Below are 21,200 nucleotides of genomic sequence, written 5' to 3'. Positions count from 1 at the left end.
GTGACAGGCACCTGTCGGTAATGATATCATATAATTATTGTGAAAAGTAGAAAAATTTTTGTTAGTTTTGAGGGGATGCTATGAGAGATTATATTCAGCTTCCAGGTATAGTGGATGATTTTGGTGAAATTCACAGTGAGTTTATTAAGAAACTAGTAGAAAGCAGTATAACGGAAGAAAGAAGAGTTTCACTAGATTATGTATGGAATTTATTCAGACAAGATCGAAAACGATTCCGTCTACTAATCGATGAGCTATCACTACGTGGATTTAAGTTTTATACAGAAAAGCCAAATAATCTATTACCTAATGATGTACCAGTAACAAAACAATACATCACCGTAACAAACAACATGAATCGGTATAAGCAAATTGACTTTAGTCGTCTAGGTTTAGATAAATTAATACAACAATTTCACGTTACATCCGACCTATTTTTTCATAAAATCCCGTTAAAAGGGTTCAAATTATTACATGCGACCATAGACATAGAAATGCTCGAAGCGGAATTTCAACAAGCAGGATTTACTATTGTTTGTTCTAATCCGTCTCCGTATGTACACACTGAAATAGCTTCCACCATTGAAGCTACAAGCACACCAATACAACATAAGGGACACCCTGAGATTGCAAAAAGCGGTACTTATTTAGAAAAAGTACAAAGATTTCACGTTCTAACGCCGATTGATATCGTATTTGCTGAAAATAGATTTGCATCGTTTTTGAATTTTTGTAGGAAACATGACATTAAGAATGTAATTGATTTATCCATGAACCATATTTCCCAATTTGGCAATATGTCTGGAAATGGAAAAACGACAATAGATGATGTGATGGAGCGGACGTTGGAAATACTAACAACTAACGTTGAAGAACTAGTGAAAACATATCCATCGCCAAGACAACAGGAAACAAATGAACTACCAATCAAAGAAATTAGTCTATTAATGGTAGAGGATGTATTTCGTAAAAACAAATACAATCGTTTTCTTGATTATTGTAATAATAACTCCATAGCAACCATCGGAGAAATTAAACAAAACGATATTTTATCATTTTCTAAAACACATGGAGTAGGAATAAAAAAAGTTTCTGATGTTGTGGAAACATTTCATCAATTAGTAAGAGCCACATTCACTACATCGAAGCATGGAAATACAAACTTTAAGGAATTAGAAGAAAACTCGTTAGCTATAGAAACAGTTTTTCACTTAAATAAATTTAATTCGTTTAGACGTTTTTGCCTCAAACATGGAATAAAAAATATAAACGAGATAACCGAAAAAGAGATGAAAGATTTTTCTAAATTTCCTCAGGTTGGTACGAGAAGAGTTCAAGATGTATTGGAACGATTAAGAGAAATTAATTATTCCATTACCCTAAATGCATTTATGAAGGATGAAGTCCGATTCGAATCGGACATGTATATTACGGAGTTATTCTCTGATAGTAAATATATAAAATTTCGTAGCTTTTGCGAAAGTATTCGGCTAACGAAGGTAAAAGACATTCAGCCTAAGCACATAAGGGAGTTTGCAACCATTCGTGGTGTTGGAGAACAAAAGGTTACAGACATTATAGCTGTTTTAAATAATTTCTCTGGATCCGCTATGAAGTCACAGGAATTGGAACTAAAAGGTACGAATGTATATGAATACATAAAGCATATCCCTGTCAGAGAATTATTGACGATCTTTCATATAAGCGGGAACACAGATAGTTCGGTTACGATCGAGGATTTAGAAGGAAGAAAGATCAGTGACATAGACCATACACTGGATCAGCAGCATGTATTGAAGCTTTATCATAAACTGAAAAAAGTTAAACGGCCAGACCAAATAATAAATGAGATATTTACCTTATTAAAGGATAATGAACGATTAATTCTAAAATACAGATTTGAAGATCGACTAACACTACAAGAAACCGGGGAACATTTTGGAATTACGAGAGAACGAGTGCGACAAATTGCGAAAAAGGCAGAACTTAAACTAAAGTCTGAGCTGAAAAAGTTTAGCTTTTATGAAGTAGTTCAGCTATTCTCTACTTCAAAATCCTATATAACGTATGAAGACCTAATACAACTAATTGGGGTCGATAACCGATATATAGTTGAAATTTTAAAGGAACAAAAAAAGGGATTTGCATATTACGAAAAGCTAGACATTTTCTTCTTTAACTTAGACCAAAATATCCATATCGATGTATTAGACAGCGGTATAGAGGATTTGCCGAATATATTTCTTTTAAAAAAATTCGAATCTACTATTCGTGACTTGCTAGAAAGTTTTGGGGTAATGAGTCCGACACTCGGAACCATTCAAAAATTATTAGAAGAATATGGTTTTTCACGTTATGGTAAGTTTTATTCGAGGAAAAAGCTAAATGTGATCCGTGCACTAGAGATTTTATTTGAACATTTTATCCCAGACCAACTTAAGCTCGATGAAGAGGGCTATGAATACCTCAAAGAGTTAGCTAAAAAGCATCTAGATTATGAATTAAACTCGAGCTTACGAGCTGTGGATGCCAGATTAAGAGATTCTAGCAAATTAATTTTAGTGAATCGATCTACTTTTCAGCGATTTAACTATGAAGAATTTGATCAATCCATCATAGCAAAGGTTAAAGAATACTTGTTAAATCGCTTTACAGAAACTAATGTAGTCAATGTGGAGGAGATCTATCATACATTTGAACGTGAACTGAAAAATTTAAATATCTTCCATAAACTTCATCTATACTCACTTATTCACTATTACTTGGATGAAGAATTTATAATCGGTAAAGGAAATACCTTAAATATATTTAAAAATGACCAAGCTAAGCAAACCATTGAAGAAAGCTTAATGGACGTTGTCAATAAATTTGGTGGTTATTGTGATAAAAAACAAATAGAGGAAACATTAAATTGGCCACCTTTTAAAGTTGATTTAGGGATTTCCAGTTCCAAGCAATTGTTATCGTGGGGGAAAAACAAAGTAATTACATTAGATTACCTAGGTCTTTCTGATATAACAAAGACCAATCTAATTTCTCTTGTTGAGAAAACGATGGACAATGGTTTTACAACAGCTGCTCTTGTCTATCGTGAAGTCATGTTAGATCAAACGCTATCTTTATTAATGGAGGAAAAAGGAATTGATGATTACTGGAAAATGTCATCATTATTAAAAGCCATTTTTCCAACATTGAAGGGGCATATGAATTTTTTATATGTAGAAAACTGCCCATTTAGTAATTTTGAAGAAGTTATTACCTATCATTTTGACCGAGAAACTACTCGAAAAGAGATAAAAGATTTTGCCTTAAATTATGGCTATAAAAGTGTTATGGCAAGTCAAATTGTATATAAGCTTTTAGAGCAAGGTACTTATGTAGAAATAGATATGGATACATTATATCCGCGTGAAAAGTTTGCTATTCCATCTGAGGTGGTACAGCAGGTATATCAATTAGTAGACGAATTACAAGGTGATGCTGCATATATTGCACTTCATAAAATTGATGAAACAATGAATAGCAGGATACCTGATATCGGCTTTAGATGGAACCCATATTTGATAAAAACAATCCTGATCGATCATGGTTACCGTCAAATCACTAAGATCGTCAGTGATTATCGTTATGATCAGATATTATTGGTGAAAGAAAATAGCCCAATTCAAACTTTTGATGAGTTAGTTTATCATATCCTAAAGCACGAGTATGATGGCACAATGCAGGAAACATATGTATATGAATTTTTAACAGAAAAAGGAATCTTTAAAGAGCCAGAACGCGCTTACTATAAAGTACTTCCAAATGAATTGAAAAGTAACAGCAACCGAATTAAAGTCGACCACTCAGGCAATGTCACATTGAACTAAAATCCAGTGGTGCCTGTCACTTGTCGAAATTCGACAAGTGACAGGCACCGACATATTTTATTCTAGCTTTTTCATTTCTGGGTCTTCTTTTAGGTCGACGTTGTATGGGTTTTTGGGGTCTTTTTTGGTATCTGCTCGCACACCCATTCGCTTTCCTTCTGAATCATTGATAATTCCTTCTCTAATCCCGTCAAAGTGAGGATCCTGGATTCTATGATCACGATTTTCACGATTATCTGACATGTAGTCACCTCCTATTATTAGGTTGCTAATCATCAAGGAAAACATGCATGTTGTACTATGTAGTATGTTAAGATGAGTACATATTTTTTAATAGTTTGAAAAAAGAATATTTTAGAAATGAAAGTAAGGGAGCAAAATAGAATGAGTATGGAGCAAGCAATTACATTACGTAATGAAGGGAAGCTTAAAAAATCGAATAAAATGTTGTTGGAGTTACTAGAGGTTACTCCTAGCGACGCATATTTAAATTATCAGTGTGCATGGAGTTTTGATGTTTTAGGGGAAGAAGCAAATGCAGTTCCTTATTATGAAAAAGCAATTAAATTAGGGTTGTCTGAAAAGGATTTGGAAGGTGCGTTATTGGGATTAGGTAGTACTTACCGAACGTTAGGACTTTATGAAAATTCTAAACAGACTCTACTCCATGGAATGGAACGTTTCCCGAATAACCGAGCAATTCAGGTGTTTTTTGCGATGACCTTATACAACTTAAATGAACATAGTGCATCGATGGATTTATTACTTAAATGTCTTACGGAAACAACAGAAGATCAAGGGATATTAATGTATAAAAAAGCAATAGACTTTTATTCAGATAAATTGGATCAAGTTTGGAAGTAAGGGTGATGGAGATCCCATTTACAGGGATTAAGAGTGATTTAATAGTGTTAGGGAATTGAGGTGGAAAAATGAATAATAATAAACAGAAAATAATTAATCATTATGAAGAATCATTAAGGTGGGTTAAAAGCCTAGGAAACGTAACAGAAGAACAATGGAGGAGACAGATTGGTAAAGGGAAATGGACGGTTGCTGAAGTAATCGGACATCTCATTCCTTGGGATGAATTTGTGTTGAATAAGCGTATTCGATTCTTTTTCAAACAAACTGATTTGCCAAAAGGCCCACAGGTTCATGAGGTAAACAATCGAGCAGCTATAGAAAGCCAAAAACGGAGTAAAGAAGAAACGATTGAGTATTTTGTTAGGATGAGGAAACAGTTAATAGAAGAGATCCAACAAGTCGCTGATGAATTATGGTTAGAAGAATTAATTATTGGAACCACTACCTTAACCCTATTTGATTATTTTTCTGGATTAGTACAACACGATGAACACCATTTTCAACAGATAAAAGCTGTAGTGTGAATGGTGGTTTGTCGGTGCCTGTCACTTGTCGAATTTCGACAAGTGACAGGCACCGACAATTAAAGAGGGGAGAGACGATATGGATAATTTTGAGGAGTATGATGATCCGGTGTTGTATGATCTGGAAAATGATATGTATACAGAGGATATTAATTTTTTATCGAAATGGCTTGAACATACAAAAGGTCCAATCATTGATATAGCTTGTGGCACAGGGAGAGTAACCATTCCTTTGGCTAAAAAAGGTCATCGAATGGTTGGAATAGATGCTCATTCTGGCATGTTGGATGAAGCAAAGAGGAAGTCTAAGAATCTAAACTTATCTATAGAATGGCAGAAACAAGATTGTACGGATCTTAATTTGGATCTTAAAAGTAATTTAATTTTTACAGTTGGTAATTCGTTTCAACATTTTCTTACAAATGAAGCCCAGGATAGTTTGTTGAAATCAATACATAGGCATTTAGACGAGAAAGGAGTATTTATTTTAAATACGAGATTCCCTAGTAAAGATGAGTTATTACAAACTGAAGATGAAGAATTTTGGAGAAGCTATGAGGACCCAAAAACGAAACAAATAATTGATGTATATACACTTAGTAACTACGATTCTCTCAATCAAATCCAAAAATACACCACGATTAGAAGATCCAGAGGAGGAGATGAGGAAACAACAAACGAAAAAGTAACAAACATTCAGTTGCGATATGTATATCCCAAGGAAATGGAACGCTTGTTGAATCAGCATGGTTTTAACATAGTAGAAATTTATGAGGATTGGCATGGTACCCCTATCTCAAACCAAAGTAAACAAATGATCTACGTTTGTAAGAAAGGATAATGGTACTCTTGAGGAAAGAGATTAATGGGGGGAATGGATCTTGAAGATGAATGAAAAAGCTGTAGTTAGTAAAGGAAAAGAATTACGTTATACACATCTTGTAAACGACAGTGATACTGTATGTTTCATGTTTTCTGGATTTGGTTATAAGTTTGATAAACCATTATTCTACTATTCTACAATGGAAATGCTTGATAAGGGATATGACATTGTACATGTCCATTCCTCCTATACAAAAGATATTTTAAAGCTTTCCGTAAAAGACATATCTAATGTTATGCTTGAAGATGCATACCCAATCATAACGGAAGTTTTAAAAAGTAGGAAATATAGTCATACCATAATTTTCGGAAAATCACTTGGGACGCTTCCTATTATTAATTGCCTTATTAAAAATCAGTTATATAGCGATTCTAAGTTAGTATTATTAACACCATTACTCAAGTTTGATATAGTTTTTGAATCCTTAATGGAATCAAGTAATCCATCCCTAATTATCGTCGGAGAAAAGGATCCCCATTTTATTCCTAACAAAGTACAAGCCTTAGAATCGAAAACGAATTTTGTAATAGAAACAATACCTAATGCAAATCATTTCTTAGATGTTGAACCGAATGATACAATTGCATCCTTACGTGCTATGGAAAATATGGTTAGAAGTCTTCATGAGTTTATTAGTGGAGGGAAAAAGTATGATTAACGTAACATTAGTTCCTCATAATGTTAAATATGCAGAGTGCATGTCCGCCTTATCATCGGAAACTTCAGTTAAAGAAGCTTTAGGCTTAACAAATGAACAGACTTCAATTGAAGGAACGAAGGATTTTATTACCTTTATACTGGAAGAGGAAAAACAAGAAAAGCAGTTTTCACGAGTGATTTTAAATGAAGAAAATAAACTCATAGGTGTCATTACCTTAAAGGATATCGATCACAACTATAAAACCTGTCATATTGGGACTTGGATCGGTCAATCTTACTGGGGAAAAGGATATAATGAATTAGCAAAACGCTACATATTGCACACTGCATTTATGAAATTACAAATGGAATATGTATTTGCTGGAGCGAAAATAAAAAATATCCGATCGCAAAAATCTCAAGAAAGACTACCGTATGTCACAATCGGGGTAGAAGAGGAATTCCCAAACGAACTTGAAAAGTTAGAAGAACAAGTCGGAGAACCTTGTATATTGAATGTAATTAAAAAAAGTAGTTTTATGGAGTGGTATTCCACAACCAGTAGTTAAACTGAAGTCGGTGCCTGTCACTTGTCGAATTTCGACAAGTGACAGGCACTGACATTAAGTGTAGGTTTATTTGTACTTAGTCTTACTAGCTTCGAGTAAGAATTATTCGATTAATGTATTTACATTAAATATAAGTGATGGTAAGATATTTAAAATTGTAAGTGCGTTGAAGAGAAGAGTAGACTTAGGATGTCATTACAGAGAGCTCCAGTTGCTGTAAAGGAGTATGACTATTTGGTTGAAGCAAGGCTCTGAACATTACATCGGAACTTAGATGGGGATGGTGTAACGGGTGCTCCCGTTATAGAGCTAGGGTATAAATATGTACCTGATGAGGTTAATATGGTGACATATTAACAAACTGGGGTGGTACCACGATATAGGAATCTCGTCCCCAAGGCAAATTGTCTTGGAGGGCGGGATTTTTTGATGATTAAATTAGTACGTTGGAAGTATCCGATGATTTTATTAACTGGAGTTGGGATCTCTACAATTGGTGAATGGGTTTATTTTGTTGCGCTTAATCTAATTGTCTATGAAATGACGGGATCTCCACTGGCGGTTTCTGGACTTTATATTTTAAAGCCACTAGCTACGATTTGTACTAATTTTTGGGCGGGAAGTATGATTGATCGTTTAAATCAACGGAATGTCATGATTTTTCTAGACATCTTTCGAGCTTTGTTTATTGCAATCTTACCTTTCATGTCATCTATTGTGTTTATTTATATGATCGTATTTATAATAAATATGGCCAGTTCAATGTTTGCGCCAGCATCATTGACATACATAACAAAATTAATCCCACAAGAAAATCGGAAAACATTCAATGCACTCCATAGTTTAATAACATCTGGAGCATTTTTAGTCGGACCTGCAGTAGCTGGAGTATTGTTTTTGATTGGAACACCAACAGCAGCAATTTTTATAAATGCCTTAGCATTATTACTATCAGGACTTGTAACCTTTTTCATACCAAGTTTTAAAAACGCAAATGAAAATTCGAATACAAGATTATCAGTAGTGATGTTAAAACAAGACTTACAAGCTGTAATTGCGTTTAGTAAATCTTATCAATTCATTATAGTCATATATTTCCTATTTAGCTGCGTACTGGTCGTTATGGCTACAGCGGTAGATTCGCTAGAGGCAGCTTTTGCCAAGGATGTATTAATACTAACAAATAGTGAGTATGGATTCTTGGTATCAATAGCTGGTGCTGGCGTAATAATTGGTGCGCTCTTTAACACGTTAATCGTAAACATAGTTAAAACCTCTTTTTTAATTGGTGTGGGACCTGTACTTGTCTCCATCGGATACTTTATATATGCTTTCTCGAATACGTTCTTGGCTGCGAGTATTGGCTTCTTTACGCTAGCATTTTTTATTGCATTTGCTAATACAGGATTTCTCACATTTTTTCAAAATAATATTCCGGTTCATTTAATGGGGAGAATTAGGAGTGTATATCAATTAATAGAAGCAATGTTAATTATTATATTCACTTCAGTTATGGGTCTTTCGGCACAGTTTTATTCCATTCAACTTGTAGTTGTTCTTGGCGTTCTAGTAATGATGCTTTTTTCATTAGTATTATGTGGACTTTGCTTAATACCTTCTAAACGCTTATATTTTAATGGATAATTCAATGATTAAAACCAGTTAATGGAATTTAAAGTATGGTAAAATGTAAATACATTGAACTTCCATTTATATAGTAGGATCATAAGTATATATTAATTTGAAAATTTCCTGGGAAATATTCATCAGGATATTTTTACTAAATAGAGAGTATCGAAGTTGCAACTATTTGGCAGAAGAAATGCTTTTGCACCAACTAACGGTGCAAGAAACAAGAAAAAATGAAAAAGGAGGAATGGAATGAACTATTCTGCAAGAGGTCCACGAGAACTAATGCTGTTTTTGTTGTTAGGACTATTAATAGGGGGTTACCAAACAGACGGATTTCCTTACTATGTAATACTTTCCATACTAATTCTACTACTAGCATTTATTCGCTATACGTTAACTATAAACGATGATCAAATAGTTTATAAGATATTCTGTTTTTCGATCCCTGTTCACTATAAAATTGTAATTCCAAACGAGATTGAACGGATGATTTTCAAACGGTATGGATGGGCTACAAAAGGAGTTAGTATAAAATTACATAAAGGATTAAGTATTCGTGTTGCTAAGTTTACACCTAAGGGGATTTTTGATCAGTTGGAAAAGTTTTCAAGAGAAAAAGGTGTAGCAATAGAAAAAACTAAAGACTATTTGATTTTGGAAAAGATGGAGAGAAAATAAAAGTTGAATGTTGGATAACGTCTATTATGTTAATGGTTTCTCAAACGAGTATTTTTCGTAATAATCTAATATTGTAAGGGGGATATGATGTTAATTTCTACAATGATCATGGGCTGGATAGGAGTTTTAATATATATCATCATCGTTTTTACATTTCAAAAGATGGCTAAACATAATGAGTACGCTTTTATGCACATATTAATGGCTATTATGTATGCAATGTGGTTGCCTTTACCATTAGTTTTATACCGATTAGTAGATTCAGAAATTCTGCAAGTAGGAACTATATTTGGATTAGTTTATTTAATAATGATCGTGATAACAATGGCACTGCAAACAGGTCACATTACCTACACCGTAAAGCATAATGAAGATGGTTCAATCTCAGAAAAACATGGAAATTATATGATGGCAACATTATCTAATCCGTTTGAAGGATTTACGAATGTGTTTAAATCAATTTGGACGATTTTTTTAGCAATAGCTTTCTGGAATAATGGTGAAATGATAATGGCAAGCCTCATGACTTTGTACTCTCTATTACTCTTTTATTATTTATCTATGTTGCTTGATACAAGTTTGGTAAAAAGGGTCAATTTGTTTTCAAAGTTTAAACCTAACCCTTTTATCATAAATCTAGAGACATTATTCTTTTTCATAATTTTGATGAGTTATATATCTTTTTAACCAAAAAAGATGAATGTATCAGAAATTTAGGATCTTCCGTAAGATCCTTTTTTTTACTGGCAAATAGGAAACTTTCTTATCCTGCATAAGTGCAACTAAAAAGGCATTTATCTTAAAGACTTGGCAATGACAAGTTTTCTAAATTAAATGATCGATTATATGTTATAAGGATAAGCCTCTGAAAATAAGATAGTTAGAGACTATGTTGTTTTGGAGGTGGGGGAATGTCCCCAAAAAAAATGAAAGAAGCATATATACGGGCTCGTCCTCTAGATGGTAGGGCACAAATTTGTTACACACAAAAAGAATGGGAAGAAAGGAATCAAAAACGAATAACAGCTGCTTCGAGAGCTAAAGTTAAGGCGAATTTTGTTAGAATTCTCCAGGAGGCGGTCGATACCATTTTTCCTGGTGCAAAACAAGCTGGAGTTACTAAATACATTTTATTCTCTGTACGTACAGTCCATGAACAAGATATGGAAACATATAAAGATGGAATCGATCAATTAGATAGGTTAGCGAGATCAGAATATGGAAAGTCTTTTCTCCTTCTATCTTCAGAAAATAGAGGGAATATTCTTCAACGTGTTGAGGGTACCGAATTCTTTGAATTATTAAGGGAACATACGATGCAAGGAATGTTTGCAGATCCAAAGTATGGTGGGAATCAAAACATGATTGGATGGAAGTTGATTGACTATCCAGGTACTAGGTTTCACCCACTCGAACACACGACTCGCGGTTGGGTTACAGAGGACATTGTAAGTCTAAGAGGGAAGGTCAGGGGAAACAATGACAAAATATGATGCGGATGTTGTTATTGTGGGGTGTGGTTGTGCAGGTGGTATCCTGGCAAGAGAACTTACAGATGCTGGGATTCATGTGATTTCATTAGAACGGGGACCAGATATCAGTTCTGACGAATACGCCATGGATGAATTAAAGTTTCCAATTCGAAATAAAGTGTTGTGGGGGCCACAAGATGAACCGCGCTTTACATGGAGGCCAGATGATCGTTCATCTACAGAAAGAGTGATTACTGGCTGGAATGGCTGGGGACCTGGAGGAGATCATCTTCACTGGGGAGCACAATCCTGGAGGTTCCAACCAGCTACGTTTAAAGCCCAAACAGTTTTTGGGCAAGTAGAAAATGGAGCAATCATTGACTGGCCCATTTCTTATGATGATTTAGAACCTTTTTATCAAAAATTTGAAGAAAGAGTAGGAATCAGTGGCGACCATACGAAAGATCCATTCCATCCACCACGTCAAAAACCTTATCCAATGCCCCCAACTACACCAACCTATGCTACTCGTCATTTTGTTGAAGCTGTAAAAGAAATGGGTTACGACCCGTTTCCTGTACCAGGAGCGATTAACTCGGTTAATTATGATGGTCGCAAAGCTTGCGGTTATTGTGGTTTTTGTCAAAGTTATGGTTGTACAATTGAAGCCAAGGGTGATGTAGGTCTTACGGAAATTCGTAAGGCAAGGCAGAACCCAAATCTTGAAATTCGTTTTCATAGCCGTGCAATTGAAGTGACGGTTGATCAGTATGGTCGTGCTGAAGGAGTAAAATACGTTGATAAAAATAAGCGGATCCATCATGTGACAGGTAGGATTGTTATTATTGCTGCTAATTACCTTGAATCAACTCATTTAATGCTTTTGTCGAAATCGGATCAATTCCCTAATGGAATTGCAAACAACCGAGGTCAAGTAGGACGGTATTTTCATATGCGGGACATTACACAATTGATTGGGTTGTTTGACGAACCAATGAACTCTTTTATTGGTCCAACCCCAAGATGGGCGGTTAATCGATTTGCTGATGATAATTTTTCTCCAGAAGAATATGGGGAGGATTTTGTCATGGGCGGAAATATTACTGGAGCAGATCAACAAGGCTTGGCAGGTCAACCAATTGAGTTTACAGATGCTCCTACTCCTGAGGGAATACCGAACTGGGGGCAGGAATATAAGGACTTTATAGCCAGAGCGTACACACATCATTACAATTCTCGAATTTACTTAACAGAACCTCCACAGGATGAAAAACATATTGACTTGGATCCAAAGGTAAAGGATAGCTATGGGCTACCGGTACCTAGAGTCACTTTTGACTGGCATCCACAAACATCCAGACAGCTTGCTTTTCTACGGCAACGGGCATATGAGATCTATGAAAAAGCTGGTGCACTGAAAATTTGGGGTGGAGAATTGGGAGATCCATGGGTACTAAATAGTCACGCTGGAGGAACGACTAGGATGGGGGAAGATCCTAGTAATTCAGTCGTTAATCGATACTGTCAAACCCATGAGGTGGATAATCTCTTTGTTGTCGGAAGTTCATCATTTCCAACTATAGGTGCTTATAATCCTGGTGAAACCGTTGGGGCGTTAGCTTACTGGGTAGCAGATTTTATTAAACAAGAAGCGAAAAAAGGGGAAGTATTTAGTTGATAGGATTTAGTGTATTACTAGTGTAATGGTTGAGTTGAGGAAGTGTTTAGAAAGTACTCTAAATGAATGGAATTAGCGGAATGAGGATCCGCTCACATTAGTTCGTGAATCCTCATTCCGTTAAATGTAATGTTAGGATATTTCAACAGATTTTCGTATTTTTACCATATAGGACATTGCTTTAGCTAATGGAACCTGTTGATGATATTGCCATTTTTCATAATCCATTGCTCCACCTGGTTCGCAGTGTTCAATCTCTAAATCTATATTCTGTAACAATAGATGTAGAGATATTTTTCAGCAAGCTTCTTTGTATGTTCAACGCAAGAAGGAACGAGCTCAATAACTGTAATATCATATCCTCGTCTTGCAGCAGAAACTGCAAACTGACTATGGAAGAAAATTCAAGGTGCCTGTCACTTGTCGAAAATCGACAAGTGACAGGCACCGACATTTTTTTGTTATAATGATTTAATGAGAGGGGTGGTTTATTTGGCGGATACGCATATTTTTTCTAAGGGTGAGGAGATAGCGAATGCGATTACGCATGGGATTGGTGCGGTGCTTAGCTTGGCTGGATTGGTCATTTTAATTGTTTTTTCCTCTATCCATGGTACTGCTTGGCATGTGGTTAGTTTTACCATTTTCGGTGCAACGATGTTTATTCTTTACATGTCCTCGACACTGGTTCATGCCATGCCACCTGGAAAAGTGAAAGATTTATTTGAGATATTTGATCATTCATCCATTTACTTTTTTATTGCAGGAACGTATACACCGTTTACGTTTATTGTAATTCAAGGTGCGCTTGGTTGGACAATGTTTGGGATTGTATGGGGACTTGCGATCGCTGGCACCGTATTTAAATCGTACTTTGTAAAAAAATACTTGTTTACGTCAACCATTCTATATGTCGTTATGGGATGGATGGTTGTTATTGGCTGGAAGCAAATTATCGATAATTTAAACTTTAATGGAGTTGTTCTTTTTGTAATAGGTGGTTTATGCTACACAATTGGTGCAGTTTTTTACGTTTGGAGAGGCTTTAAATATCATCATATGGTGTGGCATTTATTTGTTATCGCTGGAACTACTGCTCACTTTTTCTGTGTGTTGTTTTATTTGTTACCATAATTTGAAATGTGTACAATTATAATTAAGAGAAATAATCATTGGAAAAGGAGTAGATCGCATTGTATCGTACAAAAGAAGATTTTTTAGCTGATTGGGAAATTGCTGCACAAGGAACGAAAAGAGTGTTAGAAGCTCTTACAGATGATAAATTAGATCAATCTATTGTAGAGGGACATAGTACTCTAGGTTGGCTAGGCTGGCATCTTGCTACAAGTCCAGCATTTTTTGGTGGTCAGGTTGGCCTAAATGTTACTCCAGCTGGTGGCAAAGATGATGTGCCAACGAAAGCAAATCAGATCGTTGAAGCATACAATCAAATTGCAGAGGATGTAAAAAAACAAGTAGCACAATCATTGTCGGATGAGCATATGGTTGAGACGGTGGATAGTTTTGGGCGACAAACACCTCGCGGGGCGTTACTTCGTATGATGATCGACCATCAGACCCACCACCGTGGGCAAATGACCGTTCTACTTCGCCAAGCTGGACTAACAGTTCCTGGAGTAATGGGTCCTACGAAAGAAGAACAGATGTAAGGCTGAAAAAAGTCTAAAATACATAAGATTAATAAAAAATGTTATAGCAATAACCCTAAACGAAAATGGGGTACAAATCGAACAATGATTTGTACCCCATTTTTATCTCTATTTATTTCAGCATGAAATTTAAATTTATTTTTGTGCATGTGCTTTTGTTCGCTGATTAAGAAAGCTTCCAGTCCAACTAAGGCTTGACTTAAGCCAAGTTTTCTAATACTAATATCTAAAAATTTAAATATTTTCATTTATGGTAGTATAAATATGTTAGAATTTACCCTAAGCGATTTAATAACAGAAATATAATTTAAAATCCGAGGAGTATACAATGGATAATTGGCTATATGAGATTATGGATCAATTTGGCTATATGGGAATTATGTTGTTAATTGCATTTGAAAATGTCTTTCCACCAATCCCCTCTGAAGTAATTTTAACGTTTGGTGGATTTTTAACAACAACAACTAGCGCAACCATCGCTTTAGTTGTTGCTTCTGCGACAGCTGGATCAGTTGTTGGGGCAATCATCCTATATATGGTTGGATTACTGCTGGATGCGGAAAGGATGGAAAAGATCGTTGGTAAGTGGGGACATATTTTACGAATTACAACAGAGGATATACATAAAGCGGATGCCTGGTTTGATAAATATGGACCTTGGACGATTTTCTTTTGCCGTTTTGTTCCATTATTACGAAGTTTAATTTCAATACCAGCGGGGATGTCCAAAATGAATATTGGTCTATTTCTTCTATTTACGACATTGGGAACATTAATTTGGAACGTTGTATTAGTTTATCTTGGGGCATCTTTAGGAGCGAATTGGGAACAGATTATAGACTATATGGAAGTATACTCTAAAGTCATCTATGTTCTATTGGCATTCTTCCTCATTTTACTTCTAATAGTTTTTGTAAAAAGAAGAAAGAAAGTTTAGAAGAGTTGCTAGAAGAGTGATAGAATGTAAAGAAATAAAAGTAACTAAATAAGGGGGCTACACGATGTTAAAAGTAGGAATTATTGGTGGGGGCTTTGGTCTAAACGTACAAGCACCTATTATCCATACACATCCAAATATGACTGTCACTGCAGTAAGTACGGTGAATCGTCATCAGTTACCAAAGGAAATAGAGGAATGGGACCATCCTCCTGTACACTATAAAAACTGGAATGAGATGATCGATAACGAAGAACTTGATCTTTTATTGGTTAGTTCTATGCCGATTTATCATTATGAAATGGTGAAATATGCGCTACAAAGTGGGATGAAAAATATTATTTGTGAAAAGCCTTTTACATGTAATCGTACAGAATCAGAGGAACTGGTAAAGCTATCAAAAGAAAAGAGTGCAAAACTATTACTAGATTTTGAATGGAGATACGTACCTGCTCGTCAAAAGGTAAAAGAATTAATTCAAAACAACCATATAGGAGAGATCCTGCATTTCGAATATCACGTGTCCAATCCACAATTCCAACGGCTACAAGAGAGTAAGAGAGGCTGGTTAGGTCAGAAGGGAAAGTCTGGTGGAATGCTTGGAGCGTTAGGTTCCCACATGATTGATACGATGAGATGGTTAATAGACGATAAGATTGAAGCGGTAAATGGGTTTGTACATACGCATGTGCCAGAAGGTGGAGGAGAGGTAAGAGATGCTGATGATGCATTTTTTATCAATGGAAAAATGAAACATAACTCCACATTTTCATTGCAACTCGTAACGGGAGTAAATCATGGGTTTGGCTCAAGTGTAAAGGTCTATGGAACGGAAGGGACTATAACATTAGATAATGATAAACAAGTTAACTTAGGAAAAGTGAATGAACAACTGAACGAAGTTACTGTCCCTAAACGGGCGGTAGCACCAGATTACGTCTCAGAAAGAGCTCAAGGTTATTTTCATGCGTTTTATCCATATTTGGAAAGTGTGTACGAGTATGTCGTACATGACAGCCTAGACCCTAGTTTAGCTACGGCTGAAGATGGACATGAGAGTCAAATCGTAATAGATCAAATTATTGGGAATTAGCTGGGGGAGAATAATATGGTTCCTCAACGAGTAAGTTTGATTACAATTGGGTGCTATGATTTAATGTTACTTCGTAAATTTTATACAGATCTTGGTTGGGAAGAAACAGACCACGGATATACAAACTATGCCGTATTTAATACAGCAGGAGTCATGCTATCCTTATATTCTGTTGAAAAATTAGCCCAAGATACAGGGCTAGAGATAATAAAGCCAAGTGAAAACCTTTTTAAGGGCGTAACATTTGCGATCAATGTTGATAAACCTGAGCAAGTAGATACGACGATTAAACAAGTAAAAAAAGCTAAAGGAAAAGTATTATGTGAACCAGAAACTGCTTTTGAAATTGGACGAGTAGCATCATTTGCCGATCCAGAAAATAATATTTGGGAAGTAGCCTACAATCCAGATTCTACCTTTGATGAAAGAGGAGCTATGCTGACACTTTAAGGTGATGAAAAAGATGAGTCTAAAAGGAGAGATTACATGGGATTGATAGATCCGTCTTCGCTTTCAGGCTGGTTGGTTCCTCATTCATTAGAATGGTACCAACAGTTAAGCAGAATACAAGATACATATACGTACCCCTGGGATTCAACAGTAACAATCCCAAATGGTGAAACCGTGTTTGATGACGAGGTTACTAAGACAATCCAACATAAAAAAGTGTTAGACGTAGGCTGCGGACATGGAGAATTTACGATTCAATGCAGTGATCATGCAAAAGAGATTGTTGGTTTAGATGTAACAGACAATTTTATAAAAAATGGCAATGAGAATTCCAAATCCAATGTCTCTTTCGTTGTTTGGAATACGAAACAAGGATTGCCGTTTCAAGAAAATGAATTCGACTGTGCCTATGTTCGAAAGGGACCTACATCTTCCTATTTAACGCTTAAAAAAGTAGTAAGAAGCGGTGGAGAAATCCTTGGGCTTCATCCAGGTGATAAATCTGGGAAGGAATTACCTTTTCTATTTCCGAACCTTTTTTCACCATCCCAAAGTACCCAAATATTAGATGCACTAAAGCAAAGGCTCGACGGAAGTGATTTTTTAACTTTTGATATAGAAGAAATAAATAGTATAGAGTACCTGCATGAGCCAATCGATGTACTACGTTTATGTTGTTTTGGGCAGTCTCCCGATATATTGGAGACGGTAAAACAGGAAAATTTTGCTGAGATAGAGAAAATTTTTGGTCGGCATACAACTAACGAAGGATTACCTATCACCTATGCACGGTATTTGGTTCGTGCAACAGTTTAGTTTTATTAGATTTTCGTCAAGGGGGAAGGACGATGGAAATAAAGCAATTAAAGGTTAGTGATTCGGAAAGTCTTGTCAAAATAAGATTGGAATCACTACGGAATAATCCAGAAGCATATTCTTCTAGCTATGAAGAGGTAAAAGTTCAACCATTAGAATTACATGAAAGTCGCTTGCAATCACAGGAGTCGTTTACCTTTGGTGCATTTGATGAAGAACAACTAATAGGCACAGTGGCACTAGTTAAGGAAAATAGACAAAAGCTGAGGCATAGAGCAAACATCGTGTCCATGTATGTTATCCCTACAAAACGTAGGCTTGGAGTAGGAATGAAATTGTTACAGGCAGCCATTGAAAAAGCAAGAATTCTAGATAATATTGAACAACTTCATTTAACGGTTGCTTCTGAAAATAAATCAGCTGTGCAATTATATGCTCAAGCAGGATTTGAGGAATATGGAACGGAGAAAAAAGCATTAAAAATTGATAATAATTATGTAGATGTGAAATATATGGTTTTGTATTTATAGGGGAGGAAAGGTTCCCTCCATCGGGATTTTCTGCTATTTGATTTTACGAAATGAGGTTGACAAATGAAAGATATATTGCGTGATATTAAATTAGAAGGCAGTTTTAATTTTCGAGATTTAGGCGGTTACCCGACTCAGGAAGGTCGCACGGTGAAATGGGGGATGCTTTATCGCTCTGGAAATTTAAGTAGATTAACAGATATAGACCAAGAAACAGTGAGTAGACTTGGGATTAGTAGAATTTGTGATTTGCGTAGTAAAGATGAAGTTGAAAAGTTTCCAGATCCTATTTTAAATGGAGCTACATGGCATCATACTCCAATTCTATCGGATGATAGGATATTGGGACAGGTGGAAGGACAATCAACCTTCGCAGATGTACTACGGAAAACGAAGCCAGGAGAGCTGTTATTAAATTTGAACAAAGACATGGTTTCGTATAAGCGTGCATTTCAGAATGTGTTTGAGATTTTGTTAAACGAACCACACACTCCAATGCTTTTCCACTGTATGGCTGGAAAGGATAGAACAGGTGCTGTTGCTGCACTTATTCTCAACATGCTTGGAGTTCCTCGGAAAATAATCTTGGATGATTATTTGTATACGAATCAATCGTTAGACCAAGCTACAGAAAACTTTGAAGCGATTGGCTATAATGATCTGCCAAATGTTGAACAAGCAGTTCTAGACGCCTTGTTTGAGGCACGGGCAGAGTATATTCATACCTTTTTAGATGAACTTGATGCTAGATATGGAGGTATCGATTTATATATGAAGGAAGTGCTTGGGTTATCTACTAATGATATAAAGACACTAAAGGAGCATTTGTTAGAATAAATCAGAACCATACTAATTGCGGTATGGCTTAGTCATCGAACTAAGCTATTTTTTGCGGGTGTTTAAAAAACGTGAATCTTATGACAAGATTTAGCCGTAATATAACTTAAAGATTTTCTACTTTATATGCGAACAGGAGAGTGGCTATATGTCTGGTGGAATGTTAATTATAAGTTTAGTGATCATATTTGCCGTCTATTGGGTAGTAAAAGGACCAAGGGGAACTATTCGATTAGATTTAGATGATCGATACACTAATCAAAAAGAACATGGACTGGCTGTTCAGGAAGAATTAACAAAGAGAGGGAAAGAAGCAACTTATCTAGGAAAAAGTGAGATTGAAATAGATGGAGAAACATATTTTTTACAGGAACAAACATGGCCAAGTTATGGCCCACCAGTTCAGCATACGTTGCTAAAAAAAGTTAAAAAGAATAAACAATAGTCCGTTACTTATTATGGAGTTTATCCTTGAGACGATGAGTCATATTGCTAGTTTCAGTATGATATTATTAACTTAAGTATACGAAAAAGTTAGACACCTTGGCTTCTTCCTAGCCTTTTTTGCAAAGCTTAGGTTAAACGAATGTAACATAAGAAGGTTTTGTTAAATGTAAATCAAAGTCCCCGATCCCACCCTCACGAAATGAAAATCAGTACATGGTTGTAAATTGTATGATTGAAGTGTACCCATGTAACAGTTATGGGTATAACTTGTTAAATGAGGACTCGAACCTCAAGGATTACCCCGAAATCCCTACCATATTCCAACTTTGCCCGTTGGCGGGTTTTGTACTCGCCTAATCATTTCGTTACCAACTTATTGATTTATCTCGCAAATAACGGGTAGTAAGCCTCCCACTCAAACCTACGAGGCGAAACCAAGGAGGTTAAGTGGGGGATCAACTATCCGTAAATGTCCAATTCATTCAAAGACCTTTAGGTCATACCATTAAGGTGCTAACAATCAGTGGGGGATGAAGAAACCTTAACTGATTAAAGATTCACTTTATTCAATTAAATTAGTTAACCAATTTAATTCTTGAATTCTTGTGTCTAGTACTCGATATTTTTGAGACAACTTATCAACATATTGCTGTGTTTCTCTAATATTGATGGGGGTTATAAATTTTATCTCCGACCTAGAATAACGGTCGTGGCGTGCAGAAGCTTGTTCCAGTAATTCACTGTATACGTTTCTTTCTTGTCCCAACAAATCACGTTCTGTTAACGCGTCTGCAAGTGATTGATTTTCATCAAATTTGGTTTCTAAATTCGTACGGTTTATACATTTTATAAGATGTTTTAACTGCCCCCATAAACTAGTAAGCTCTTTTTCTACTTCTTTCGGATCCTCATTTGGAGAGTCTCCTTCTTGTATTTTAGCATTTTGCAGTAGCCGCTGCTTCAATTGCTCGATTCGCTTTTGGTAATCGGCACGTAGTATTAATGCTTCTGCTAATTTCATGCTATACCCCCTTTTTAAAGATTAACATACAGATTATCTATTAAATTTTAACATAAATTCAAAATTATTCAATAAATTCAAATAAAAATAGCCACTTGATTATCCAAGTGGCTATCTAGACAGATAGGGAACCATAAGTATTCTTATTCTAGGGATATCACTAAGCTTAGCGCTAAAAACCAAGTTACCAATAAGGCCCGTATTATAGAAAGTTGCATTACTCTTCTTCTTTATATCTTAAAAATTCATAATTCGAGGTTGGTACACGTTCCACAACAACTCCATTTTCGTCCTCGTAAATTTCATATTCTCCATAAACTTCCACAATCTCTCCGTCTTCTTCACGACTTTCTTCAAGCACATATTGTGTAGAACTAGGGAGGTTAGGTTCCCCAGAAGCATTTACACTCTCTGTTTCATCCGTAAAGTTATAATGATTTGTTTTTTTCTCATTATCCATAATCGTTTGAGCTTCCAAAAAGCCAACTAAAATAAAAATAGCAACTAGTCCAAGTAAATAGACTGATGTTTTCATCATCAACCCCCTCTCATCCTTACCACATACTAATATATATGCATGTACAACAA

Annotated in this window: 23 protein-coding genes and 1 other annotated feature; of the genes, 20 read left to right on the top strand and 3 right to left on the bottom strand. The window is 35.7% G+C overall.

Annotation, left to right across the window (positions count from 1 at the left end):
* The first annotated feature begins 80 nt into the window (after positions 1–80).
* Positions 81–3,869, top strand: a complete 3,789-nt coding sequence (locus GMD78_RS06290; RefSeq protein ID WP_246187579.1) for a sigma factor-like helix-turn-helix DNA-binding protein — start codon at positions 81–83, stop codon at positions 3,867–3,869.
* A gap of 57 nt (positions 3,870–3,926) precedes the next feature.
* Here the strand turns inward: GMD78_RS06290 and GMD78_RS06285 are convergent, their stop codons facing one another.
* Positions 3,927–4,112, bottom strand: coding sequence for a hypothetical protein (locus GMD78_RS06285; RefSeq protein WP_155667981.1), 186 nt, complete (start codon positions 4,110–4,112; stop codon positions 3,927–3,929).
* Positions 4,113–4,253: 141 nt separating this feature from the next.
* Between GMD78_RS06285 and GMD78_RS06280 the strand changes: the two genes are divergently transcribed.
* From GMD78_RS06280 to GMD78_RS06180, 19 genes are all read left to right on the top strand, one after another.
* Positions 4,254–4,733 (top strand): tetratricopeptide repeat protein, encoded by a 480-nt coding sequence (locus GMD78_RS06280; RefSeq protein ID WP_155667980.1) that lies wholly within the window; start codon positions 4,254–4,256, stop codon positions 4,731–4,733.
* Positions 4,734–4,801: 68 nt separating this feature from the next.
* On the top strand, positions 4,802–5,260 hold the full coding sequence (locus tag GMD78_RS06275) for a DinB family protein (protein ID WP_155667979.1): 459 nt from the start codon (positions 4,802–4,804) through the stop codon (positions 5,258–5,260).
* 79 nt (positions 5,261–5,339) lie between these two features.
* Positions 5,340–6,101, top strand: a complete 762-nt coding sequence (locus GMD78_RS06270; protein ID WP_155667978.1) for a class I SAM-dependent methyltransferase — start codon at positions 5,340–5,342, stop codon at positions 6,099–6,101.
* A gap of 46 nt (positions 6,102–6,147) precedes the next feature.
* Positions 6,148–6,801 (top strand): alpha/beta hydrolase, encoded by a 654-nt coding sequence (locus tag GMD78_RS06265; protein WP_155668043.1) that lies wholly within the window; start codon positions 6,148–6,150, stop codon positions 6,799–6,801.
* Complete coding sequence (locus tag GMD78_RS06260; protein ID WP_155667977.1) at positions 6,794–7,351, top strand: GNAT family N-acetyltransferase; 558 nt, start codon at positions 6,794–6,796, stop codon at positions 7,349–7,351. The genes GMD78_RS06265 and GMD78_RS06260 overlap by 8 nt, the downstream gene beginning before the upstream one ends.
* Before the next feature lie 157 nt (positions 7,352–7,508).
* Positions 7,509–7,750 (top strand) — a binding site (T-box leader).
* Between the two features lie 30 nt (positions 7,751–7,780).
* Positions 7,781–8,995, top strand: coding sequence for an MFS transporter (locus tag GMD78_RS06255; RefSeq protein WP_155667976.1), 1,215 nt, complete (start codon positions 7,781–7,783; stop codon positions 8,993–8,995).
* 237 nt (positions 8,996–9,232) lie between these two features.
* Complete coding sequence (locus GMD78_RS06250) at positions 9,233–9,661, top strand: hypothetical protein (RefSeq protein WP_155667975.1); 429 nt, start codon at positions 9,233–9,235, stop codon at positions 9,659–9,661.
* Positions 9,662–9,748: 87 nt separating this feature from the next.
* Complete coding sequence (locus GMD78_RS06245) at positions 9,749–10,348, top strand: hypothetical protein (protein ID WP_155667974.1); 600 nt, start codon at positions 9,749–9,751, stop codon at positions 10,346–10,348.
* A 224-nt stretch (positions 10,349–10,572) separates the two neighbouring features.
* Positions 10,573–11,154, top strand: a complete 582-nt coding sequence (locus tag GMD78_RS06240) for a gluconate 2-dehydrogenase subunit 3 family protein (RefSeq protein ID WP_155667973.1) — start codon at positions 10,573–10,575, stop codon at positions 11,152–11,154.
* Entirely contained in the window at positions 11,141–12,811 is a 1,671-nt protein-coding gene (locus tag GMD78_RS06235; RefSeq protein ID WP_155667972.1) for a GMC family oxidoreductase, read from the top strand. The genes GMD78_RS06240 and GMD78_RS06235 overlap by 14 nt, the downstream gene beginning before the upstream one ends.
* Positions 12,812–13,303: 492 nt before the next feature.
* Positions 13,304–13,945: a PAQR family membrane homeostasis protein TrhA gene (gene trhA / locus GMD78_RS06225; RefSeq protein WP_155667970.1), complete on the top strand. Its 642-nt coding sequence runs from the start codon at positions 13,304–13,306 to the stop codon at positions 13,943–13,945.
* A gap of 59 nt (positions 13,946–14,004) precedes the next feature.
* Positions 14,005–14,481: a DinB family protein gene (locus tag GMD78_RS06220; protein WP_155667969.1), complete on the top strand. Its 477-nt coding sequence runs from the start codon at positions 14,005–14,007 to the stop codon at positions 14,479–14,481.
* A gap of 328 nt (positions 14,482–14,809) precedes the next feature.
* On the top strand, positions 14,810–15,418 hold the full coding sequence (locus tag GMD78_RS06210) for a DedA family protein (RefSeq protein WP_155667967.1): 609 nt from the start codon (positions 14,810–14,812) through the stop codon (positions 15,416–15,418).
* Between the two features lie 64 nt (positions 15,419–15,482).
* A complete protein-coding gene (locus GMD78_RS06205; RefSeq protein WP_155667966.1) occupies positions 15,483–16,511 on the top strand; it encodes a Gfo/Idh/MocA family protein in 1,029 nt (342 codons plus the stop codon).
* Between the two features lie 15 nt (positions 16,512–16,526).
* Positions 16,527–16,961, top strand: coding sequence for a VOC family protein (locus GMD78_RS06200; protein ID WP_155667965.1), 435 nt, complete (start codon positions 16,527–16,529; stop codon positions 16,959–16,961).
* 36 nt (positions 16,962–16,997) lie between these two features.
* Positions 16,998–17,777, top strand: coding sequence for a methyltransferase domain-containing protein (locus tag GMD78_RS06195; protein ID WP_155667964.1), 780 nt, complete (start codon positions 16,998–17,000; stop codon positions 17,775–17,777).
* Between the two features lie 32 nt (positions 17,778–17,809).
* Positions 17,810–18,307, top strand: coding sequence for a GNAT family N-acetyltransferase (locus GMD78_RS06190; protein ID WP_155667963.1), 498 nt, complete (start codon positions 17,810–17,812; stop codon positions 18,305–18,307).
* A 63-nt stretch (positions 18,308–18,370) separates the two neighbouring features.
* Positions 18,371–19,144 carry a tyrosine-protein phosphatase gene (locus GMD78_RS06185; protein WP_155667962.1) on the top strand — a complete coding sequence of 258 codons (774 nt, stop codon included), beginning with the start codon at positions 18,371–18,373 and terminating at the stop codon, positions 19,142–19,144.
* Between the two features lie 148 nt (positions 19,145–19,292).
* Positions 19,293–19,589: a hypothetical protein gene (locus tag GMD78_RS06180; RefSeq protein ID WP_155667961.1), complete on the top strand. Its 297-nt coding sequence runs from the start codon at positions 19,293–19,295 to the stop codon at positions 19,587–19,589.
* A gap of 564 nt (positions 19,590–20,153) precedes the next feature.
* On the opposite strand, the gene GMD78_RS06175 is transcribed toward GMD78_RS06180, so the two are convergent.
* Entirely contained in the window at positions 20,154–20,612 is a 459-nt protein-coding gene (locus GMD78_RS06175; protein WP_155667960.1) for a DIP1984 family protein, read from the bottom strand.
* Positions 20,613–20,829: 217 nt separating this feature from the next.
* Positions 20,830–21,147 (bottom strand): hypothetical protein, encoded by a 318-nt coding sequence (locus GMD78_RS06170; protein WP_155667959.1) that lies wholly within the window; start codon positions 21,145–21,147, stop codon positions 20,830–20,832.
* Between the last annotated feature and the right edge of the window lie 53 nt (positions 21,148–21,200).

Origin of the sequence: Ornithinibacillus caprae (assembly GCF_009728145.1) — a bacterium.
Lineage (GTDB): Bacteria > Bacillota > Bacilli > Bacillales > Amphibacillaceae > Ornithinibacillus > Ornithinibacillus caprae.
The sequence above is the reverse complement of the archived record's forward strand: the minus strand, read 5'-3'. Positions and strand labels throughout refer to the sequence as shown.

Excerpts from the sequence above, each read along its gene's own strand:
- GMD78_RS06290 (WP_246187579.1), top strand. The coding sequence starts at position 81 with ATGAGAGATTATATTCAGCTTCCAGGTATAGTGGATGATTTTGGTGAA.
- GMD78_RS06285 (WP_155667981.1), bottom strand. The coding sequence starts at position 4,112 with ATGTCAGATAATCGTGAAAATCGTGATCATAGAATCCAGGATCCTCAC.
- GMD78_RS06280 (WP_155667980.1), top strand. The coding sequence starts at position 4,254 with ATGAGTATGGAGCAAGCAATTACATTACGTAATGAAGGGAAGCTTAAA.
- GMD78_RS06275 (WP_155667979.1), top strand. The coding sequence starts at position 4,802 with ATGAATAATAATAAACAGAAAATAATTAATCATTATGAAGAATCATTA.
- GMD78_RS06270 (WP_155667978.1), top strand. The coding sequence starts at position 5,340 with ATGGATAATTTTGAGGAGTATGATGATCCGGTGTTGTATGATCTGGAA.
- GMD78_RS06265 (WP_155668043.1), top strand. The coding sequence starts at position 6,148 with ATGAATGAAAAAGCTGTAGTTAGTAAAGGAAAAGAATTACGTTATACA.
- GMD78_RS06260 (WP_155667977.1), top strand. The coding sequence starts at position 6,794 with ATGATTAACGTAACATTAGTTCCTCATAATGTTAAATATGCAGAGTGC.
- GMD78_RS06255 (WP_155667976.1), top strand. The coding sequence starts at position 7,781 with ATGATTAAATTAGTACGTTGGAAGTATCCGATGATTTTATTAACTGGA.
- GMD78_RS06250 (WP_155667975.1), top strand. The coding sequence starts at position 9,233 with ATGAACTATTCTGCAAGAGGTCCACGAGAACTAATGCTGTTTTTGTTG.
- GMD78_RS06245 (WP_155667974.1), top strand. The coding sequence starts at position 9,749 with ATGTTAATTTCTACAATGATCATGGGCTGGATAGGAGTTTTAATATAT.
- GMD78_RS06240 (WP_155667973.1), top strand. The coding sequence starts at position 10,573 with ATGTCCCCAAAAAAAATGAAAGAAGCATATATACGGGCTCGTCCTCTA.
- GMD78_RS06235 (WP_155667972.1), top strand. The coding sequence starts at position 11,141 with ATGACAAAATATGATGCGGATGTTGTTATTGTGGGGTGTGGTTGTGCA.
- GMD78_RS06210 (WP_155667967.1), top strand. The coding sequence starts at position 14,810 with ATGGATAATTGGCTATATGAGATTATGGATCAATTTGGCTATATGGGA.
- GMD78_RS06205 (WP_155667966.1), top strand. The coding sequence starts at position 15,483 with ATGTTAAAAGTAGGAATTATTGGTGGGGGCTTTGGTCTAAACGTACAA.
- GMD78_RS06200 (WP_155667965.1), top strand. The coding sequence starts at position 16,527 with ATGGTTCCTCAACGAGTAAGTTTGATTACAATTGGGTGCTATGATTTA.
- GMD78_RS06195 (WP_155667964.1), top strand. The coding sequence starts at position 16,998 with ATGGGATTGATAGATCCGTCTTCGCTTTCAGGCTGGTTGGTTCCTCAT.
- GMD78_RS06190 (WP_155667963.1), top strand. The coding sequence starts at position 17,810 with ATGGAAATAAAGCAATTAAAGGTTAGTGATTCGGAAAGTCTTGTCAAA.
- GMD78_RS06185 (WP_155667962.1), top strand. The coding sequence starts at position 18,371 with ATGAAAGATATATTGCGTGATATTAAATTAGAAGGCAGTTTTAATTTT.
- GMD78_RS06180 (WP_155667961.1), top strand. The coding sequence starts at position 19,293 with ATGTCTGGTGGAATGTTAATTATAAGTTTAGTGATCATATTTGCCGTC.
- GMD78_RS06175 (WP_155667960.1), bottom strand. The coding sequence starts at position 20,612 with ATGAAATTAGCAGAAGCATTAATACTACGTGCCGATTACCAAAAGCGA.
- GMD78_RS06170 (WP_155667959.1), bottom strand. The coding sequence starts at position 21,147 with ATGAAAACATCAGTCTATTTACTTGGACTAGTTGCTATTTTTATTTTA.